Below are 7,121 nucleotides of genomic sequence, written 5' to 3'. Positions count from 1 at the left end.
GTCATGATAATAGGGCCTTCTGATTAGAAGGCCCTATTATCAATGATTTTTATCCTCGTGACGACACTATCTAACCCATGGCTACATAATCCGACCGGTGCCAGCATTTCATTGCAGGTTGTCCATCGCCTATTAAACCTGGCAGAACGCCATCATATTACCGTGGTGGAAGATAACGTCTCGGGCGACCTGTTAGGGCCGGGGGCCATCACGCTGGCAACACTTGCGGGGCTGGAGCGCGTTATCCATATTGGCAGCTTTTCAAAATCCGTCTCGCCGGGGTTTCGCGTCGGCTATGTTGTCGCCGCCCCCAAAATCATCAACCGACTGATGCAATACAAGATGATGAGCGGACTGACCTCCTCTTCTCTTGCCGAACAGGTCACGCTCAATGTCATTCGCCAGCCGGCTTATCGTAAGCATTTAAAAGCCTTACGTCTGCGGCTTGGCCAGGCGCAACAAGAGATGTATCAGTTTTTGCAAAGCATCCACTGGGACGTCTTTTGCGTACCTGACAATGGTTACTATATCTATACTCGTCCACATGCCAATGCGGCAGATTCAAGGCTTATTGCCGAAGAGGCGAAAAGGCAGGATTGTTGTTCGCACCGGGCTATCTGTTTCACCCGGACCACAGCGACAGCCCATGAATACGGTTTAATGTGGCATTTTGTCAGGAGAAAAAAGCCTGGCTGTATCCCTTCTTGCGGGCGGTGGGACGTTAAAAACGGCCGGCAGAGCGCCGACCGGGGATAGTTTAGAGATACAGCGACGCTTCTCCCGGCGGGCGGGTTTTGAAACGACGGTGGATCCACAAATACTGTTCCGGCGCGCGCAGAATTTCGCGCTCGATGACTTTATTGATATAGCTGGCCGCTTCGTGCTCATCTTTTACCGGATAATCCGTCAGCGCCTGGCCGATATGCAGTGAATACCCTGAGCGGTGCGCCTTGCGCACCATGGTAACGGTCAGCATCGCCGCCCCGGAAAGGCGGGATAATACGTAGGTCCCGTTGGTGGTCGCGGCATTCTGTACGCTGAAGAACGGTGCGAAAGTGCTGCCTTTGCTGCCGTAATCCTGATCCGGTGCGAACCAGACAGCCTCGCCTTTTTTCAGCTCGTTCACCAGCCCTTTCAGGTTGCGTCTGTCGATCATGGATTTATTAGAGCGCATGCGACCACGCGTCTGCACCCATTCCATCAATTCACTATTATGCGGGCGATACGTCGCCATCATCGGCTGACATAAGCCCATCACGCGGCCACCGAGCTCCAGTGACATGAAATGAACGCCGACAACCATCACGCCTCGCTGGCTTGCCTGTGCGGCAACCAGGTTCTGATAACCTTCAACGTCGAACCAACGGCGCACACGGCTGTCAGGCCAAAACCAGGCCATACCGGTTTCAAACAGCGCCATGCCGAGCGACATAAAGTTTTTCGCAATCATCGCTTCGCGAAGCTCTTCGCTCATATTGGGAAAGCAAAGTTCCAGGTTGCGACGGGCGATACGTTCGCGGCGCTTAAGAAAAGGCCATGCGAGTTTACCGAGGGTTTCACCCAGCCGGGAAAGTATGGGATAAGGCAGTTGGACGAGTAGCCAGAGCAGGCCGAGTCCGACCCAGGTGCCCCAGTGGCGTGGATGTAAAAACGCCTTTTTAAACGGTGTATGCATTGTTGTTACCAGTAAGCCTGTATGGAGTAGCGCTTAAGGAAACAACGAATCCCTTCATTAGGTCATTATGCGTTACAGCGCTAAGTTTTGGCGGCTATCAAAACGATTGCCAAACCCCCGCAATATAGCACGAACGGATAAGTCTGGATGTGAAATTTAATGAAGAAAATATGAATTTCTGCGACAGGTTTCCCTGTCGCAAATTCGCCTTAAATAACAGCGGTCGTGAGGCGCGACGTGCAGCACAATTTGGCCTGCTCATCGTAAATATCAATTTGCCAGACCTGATGGCGGCTACCGGTATGCAGTGCGCGACAGACGCCACGCACACGCCCGCTGCGCACGGAACGGATATGGTTGGCATTGACCTCTATGCCCACCACTTTCTGCTCACCGGTGGTGCATAAATACCCGGCAACGGAACCCAGCGATTCCGCCAGCACCACCGACGCGCCGCCATGCAATAAACCAAACGGTTGATGGGTGCGGCTATCCACCGGCATTGTTGCTTCCAGCGCATCGTCGTGGATTGCCACAAACTGGATATCCAGCAGCCCCACCATATTCCCCTCACCCATCGCATTGAGCGCATCGAGGGTCACCTCACGTTTCCAGATCATCCCATTATCTCCAGTAGCGCCTGTAGCGGATGGCGCACGCCATTGCCTTCCACGCGCTTCACCTGGCTACGGCAGGAATAACCTGTCGCCAGACAGCGGCTACGCGGTAAACGTTGCAGCGCCTGATGCCAGGACAACTCGTAAATCCCCAGCGAGTTGGCGTGGTTCTTGACTTCATGTCCATAGGTTCCCGCCATACCACAGCATCCGACGCTGACGTTTTCCAGTTTCGCCCCCAGCCGAGCAAAAATGGAGGTCCATTGGGAAACGGAAGCGGGCAGCGCGGTCACTTCGGTGCAGTGGCCAAACAGATACCAGGGCTCGCCGCTGACGGCGCAATTCTCACGTCCTTCCAGCGCGGCGGGCAGCCATTCGTGCACCAGCATAACGTGGAAATCACCGCGCTTCTCACCGAGCGTCTGCTTGTACTCATCGCGATAACAGAGCACCAGCGCCGGGTCAACGCCGACCATCGGCATCCCCAGTTGCGCAACGCGATTGAGGAAATCAGAGGTTTTTTGTGCCGTTTTCGCAAAGCGCTGCAGGAAGCCTTTAATGTGCTGCGCCTTGCCGTTTGGTGAGAACGGCAGAACAACCGGCTGATAACCCAATTTTTCAACCAGGCGAACAAAATCCGCCACCACTTGTGCATCGTAGTAGCTGGTGAACGGATCCTGCACCACTAGCACGGTCATCGCTTTTTCCGCATCGCTTAAGGCTTCAAGCTGCTCCAGCGTCAGGTTCGCCGAGCTGTGGCCGAGCATCTGTCGTTGCAGCGAGGGAACGGACAGCAGCGGCAGATCTACCATACCGATGTGTTTTTGCGACAGTGAGCGTACCAGCGGCTGGCTCATAAAGAAGTTGAAGGTCTTCGGCGCGCGCGCCATCAACGGCGCATAGCTCTCTACGGTCGCCACCAGATAGTCACGCATCGGGCGCAGGTAACGGGTGTGATACAGCTGCAGGAAGCGCGAGCGGAACTCCGGCACGTCGATTTTAATCGGGCACTGGGTTGAACAGGCCTTACAGGCCAGACAGCCAGACATCGCCTCTTTCACTTCATGCGAGAAGTCATATTCACCGTTGCGCGCGTGCCAAGTGTTGCGCGTACGCTCAATCAGCGAACGCAGGCTGGCGCGTTTTTCCGGCATCTCTTTTTCCAGTTTCACCGGGTCGATACCGCGATCTGCCAGCAGACGCAGCCACTCACGGACCAGCGTGGCGCGACCTTTCGGCGAATGGATGCGATTGCCCGAGATTTTCATCGACGGACACATAGGGCTTTTGGCGTCAAAGTTGAAGCACAGGCCGTTGCCATTACACTCCATCGCGCCGCGCCATGATGAACGCACAGCAATCGGAATTTGTCGGTCGTAGGTGCCGCGTTTAACGTCATCGACCTGCTTCATCGGGGCATCAATGCCCTCAGGCGGGCAAATTTTCCCGGGGTTAAGACGGTTTTCCGGGTCAAAGGCCGCCTTCACTTTGCGCAGCTCCGCATATAGTTCCGCGCCAAAGAATGCCGGGCTGTACTCGGCACGGAAGCCTTTTCCGTGTTCCCCCCACAGCAAACCGCCGTATTTCGCCGTTAAAGCCACCACATCATCGGAGATTTTCTTCATCAGAATCTCCTGCTGCGGATCGCACATATCGAGCGCCGGGCGCACGTGCAGCACACCCGCATCCACGTGGCCGAACATGCCATAGCTCAGGCCGTGGCTGTCGAGCAGCGCACGAAATTCGACGATATAGTCCGCCAGATGTTCCGGTGGCACGCAGGTATCTTCTGCGAACGGAATGGGTTTTGCCGCTCCTTTCGCATTGCCCAGCAGGCCAACCGCTTTTTTACGCATTGCGTAAATACGCTCAATGCCCGCCAGATTGTCGCAAATCTGCCAGCCAATCACGCCAGCCGCCCCTTCTCCCATCAGGGAGTCCAGGCGAGCACACAGGGAGGTGACCTGCTCATTGATCAGAGCTTCGTCATCACCGGCAAACTCAACGATGTTGAGACCCAGCATGGTTTTATCCGGCACATCGGTGATCAGTTCATTCACGGAGTGCCAGACGATATCTTCACGCGCCAGGTTAAGGACTTTTGAATCCACCGTTTCGACGGAAAGCGCGCGGGCATCCACCATAAACGGCGCATTGCGCAGCGCGGAATCGAACGAATCGTATTTCACATTCACCAGACGACGCACTTTCGGCAGACGGGTAATGTCCAGCCGCGCTTCGGTGATAAATGCCAGCGTCCCCTCCGACCCGGTTAACACGCGGGTCAGGTCAAACTCGGTCATCTCATCATTGAAGACATGGCGCAGGTCGTAACCGGTGAGGAAACGGTTCAGTTTGGGGAATTTGTCGATAATTAGCTGGCGGTTATCCCGGCAGCGCTCGAACACGGTTCGGTAAATACGCCCCACCGCCGTATTGGCTTTACCCAGCGTCTGCGCCAGCTCCACCGGCACCGGTTGGGTATCCAGAATATCGCCGCCCAGCAGCACGGCACGCACGCCCAACACATGATCGGAGGTTTTTCCGTATACCAGCGAACCCTGTCCGGACGCGTCGGTATTGATCATGCCGCCAAGAGTTGCACGGTTACTGGTGGACAGTTCCGGCGCAAAGAAATAGCCGTACGGTTTAAGAAACTGGTTCAGTTGATCTTTGATAACGCCCGCTTCAACCCGCACCCATCCTTCTTCGGGATTGATTTCCATAATGCGGTTCATATAGCGGGACATATCAACGATGATGCCCTGGTTCAGCGCCTGGCCGTTTGTGCCAGTACCACCACCACGTGGGGTGAATACCAGTGACTGAAAACGCGTTTCCGCCGCGAGGCGTGAAATTAAGGCGACATCAGAAGTGGAACGGGGGAAAACGACGGCATCGGGTAGCAATTGGTAAATACTGTTGTCGGTCGCCATGGTCAGCCTGTCGGCATAACTTGTGGCGGTATCGCCGGTAAAACCTTGTTGCTCCAGTGCCTGTAAAAAATTCAGCACCAATTGAACGACGCCCGGTGCCTGAGAAATCTGTGGGATCATTACTCTTGACCCTGCCTGACTGTTAGTTGTTGTGAATAGTTAATCGTTTGCTTGCAGCATTCATCGTTGTATCACATTTTTTTCTTATACGCCCACCAGAATTACGGGCAGAATCGGACTGTCAAAAATCGCTGAAATCATTAATCATTATCATTACTGATTCCGCATAACCCCGCTCAAGGTGATTACGCTTTATGGCCTTTCAATCGCAGTCCAGGGATGTACCGCAGGTGATGCTGTCGGTACTGTTCTTAGCCCTTATGATCATCGCCTGTTTGTGGATCGTTCAGCCTTTTATTCTTGGTTTCGCCTGGGCTGGTACCGTGGTCATTGCCACCTGGCCCGTGCTGATATACGTACAACGTGTCCTGTTTGGCCGCCGCTCGCTGGCGGTCATCGTGATGACGCTGTTGCTGATCCTGGTGTTTATTATTCCGATAGCGCTGCTGGTCAATAGCCTTGTCGATAACAGCGGTCCGGTGATTCAGGCCGTGACATCAGGCGAGATGACCCCGCCAGATCTGGAGTGGCTGAACAGTATTCCGCTCATTGGTGACAAGCTCTATAGCGGCTGGCATAACCTGCTGGATATGGGCGGCAACGCGATACTGGCCAAAGTGCGCCCCTACGTCGGCAGCACCACCACGTGGTTTGTCGGCCAGGCCGCGCATATCGGGCGCTTTATGCTGCACTGTGCGCTGATGCTGCTGTTTAGCGCCCTGTTGTACTGGCGTGGTGAACAAGTCGCTCAGGGGATTCGTCATTTTGCCTACCGTCTCGCGGCTAAACGCGGTGATGCCGCCGTCCTGCTGGCCGGGCAGGCCATTCGCGCTGTGGCGCTGGGCGTGGTGGTAACCGCACTGGTGCAGGCGGTGCTGGGTGGGATTGGTCTGGCGGTGACGGGTGTGCCCTACGCCATGCTGTTTACCGTTATTATGCTGATGACCTGCCTGGTACAACTGGGGCCGCTCATTGTGCTGGTGCCGGCGATCATCTGGCTCTACTGGAGTGGCGATACGACCTGGGGCACCGTGCTGCTAGTCTGGAGTTGTGTTGTCGGCACGCTGGATAACTTTATCCGCCCGATGCTTATCCGTATGGGAGCCGACCTGCCGCTGATTCTGATTCTTTCCGGGGTTATCGGTGGTCTGGTGGCATTTGGGATGATCGGGTTGTTTATTGGCCCGGTGCTGCTGGCCGTTTCATGGCGACTGTTCTCCGCCTGGGTCAACGAAGCGCCCATGCCGGGGCCTGAGGAAAATAACGCGCTGGAAGAGATTCAGGAGCGTGATGAGCCCCACCACTGATGCACCAGTGCGTACGATTATGAAGCGTTGCTAATCATTTCTTTACTCCCCCTCCCGTGCGCAAGCCTTCTGACCAAAGGTTTGCGCCGTTTCTCCCGCAAAATCTTTACCATTGTTTAACTAATGAGACGAATCTGATCGACGCTAAAATCCCCAATGACCTACTATTAGGTCACGTTTATAAATCAACACCTTGATTTATAAGCATGGAAATCCCCTGAGTGAAACAACGAATTGCTGTGTGTAGTCTTTGCCCATCTCCCACGATGGGCTTTTTTTTTCCTGAAATCGGGGCATCAACACACCAATCACGCGCTTCTTTTACACATATCACAACAGCAGAAATGCACGTTTAGTCATCAGCATCGCCCCAATGATTGAAAAGCAGCCCTAAGGAAGGTGCGATTTAATCGTCAATTATGAGAACATAACCCTTTCTTTGACATAGACTTTTCACGATGCCCGC

General features: G+C 54.5%; 5 protein-coding genes and 1 other RNA gene. 3 read left to right on the top strand and 3 right to left on the bottom strand.

The features are described from left to right. The first annotated feature begins 42 nt into the window (after nucleotides 1-42). Nucleotides 43-756 (top strand): aminotransferase class I/II-fold pyridoxal phosphate-dependent enzyme, encoded by a 714-nt coding sequence (locus ACSZPU_RS21630; RefSeq protein ID WP_499003011.1) that lies wholly within the window; start codon nucleotides 43-45, stop codon nucleotides 754-756. Between the two features lies 1 nt (nucleotide 757). On the opposite strand, the gene lpxP is transcribed toward ACSZPU_RS21630, so the two are convergent. The 3 genes from lpxP to ydiJ all read right to left on the bottom strand — a co-directional run bounded on the left by lpxP (nucleotide 758) and on the right by ydiJ (nucleotide 5,348). Beyond that, entirely contained in the window at nucleotides 758-1,675 is a 918-nt protein-coding gene (gene lpxP / locus ACSZPU_RS21625; protein ID WP_499003009.1) for a kdo(2)-lipid IV(A) palmitoleoyltransferase, read from the bottom strand. Between the two features lie 209 nt (nucleotides 1,676-1,884). Further along, nucleotides 1,885-2,295 (bottom strand): 1,4-dihydroxy-2-naphthoyl-CoA hydrolase, encoded by a 411-nt coding sequence (gene menI / locus ACSZPU_RS21620; RefSeq protein WP_499003007.1) that lies wholly within the window; start codon nucleotides 2,293-2,295, stop codon nucleotides 1,885-1,887. Then, complete coding sequence (gene ydiJ, locus ACSZPU_RS21615) at nucleotides 2,292-5,348, bottom strand: D-2-hydroxyglutarate dehydrogenase YdiJ (protein ID WP_499003005.1); 3,057 nt, start codon at nucleotides 5,346-5,348, stop codon at nucleotides 2,292-2,294. The genes menI and ydiJ overlap by 4 nt, the downstream gene beginning before the upstream one ends. 194 nt (nucleotides 5,349-5,542) lie before the next feature. On the opposite strand from ydiJ, the gene ydiK reads away from it, so the two are divergent. Then, complete coding sequence (gene ydiK, locus ACSZPU_RS21610) at nucleotides 5,543-6,655, top strand: AI-2E family transporter YdiK (RefSeq protein ID WP_499003003.1); 1,113 nt, start codon at nucleotides 5,543-5,545, stop codon at nucleotides 6,653-6,655. Between the two features lie 174 nt (nucleotides 6,656-6,829). After that, nucleotides 6,830-6,937, top strand: an RNA gene (gene rprA / locus ACSZPU_RS21605) — antisense sRNA RprA. The last annotated feature ends 184 nt before the right edge of the window (nucleotides 6,938-7,121 follow it).

Source organism: Phytobacter sp. V69, assembly GCF_965644215.1.
In the GTDB taxonomy this organism is placed as follows: domain Bacteria; phylum Pseudomonadota; class Gammaproteobacteria; order Enterobacterales; family Enterobacteriaceae; genus Phytobacter.
This window is presented reverse-complemented; position numbering and strand designations above follow the sequence as displayed.

Bases quoted from the DNA above. Each gene is read 5' to 3' on its own strand.
- ACSZPU_RS21630 (WP_499003011.1), top strand. From the start codon at position 43: ATGATTTTTATCCTCGTGACGACACTATCTAACCCATGGCTACATAAT.
- lpxP (WP_499003009.1), bottom strand. From the start codon at position 1,675: ATGCATACACCGTTTAAAAAGGCGTTTTTACATCCACGCCACTGGGGC.
- menI (WP_499003007.1), bottom strand. From the start codon at position 2,295: ATGATCTGGAAACGTGAGGTGACCCTCGATGCGCTCAATGCGATGGGT.
- ydiJ (WP_499003005.1), bottom strand. From the start codon at position 5,348: ATGATCCCACAGATTTCTCAGGCACCGGGCGTCGTTCAATTGGTGCTG.
- ydiK (WP_499003003.1), top strand. From the start codon at position 5,543: ATGGCCTTTCAATCGCAGTCCAGGGATGTACCGCAGGTGATGCTGTCG.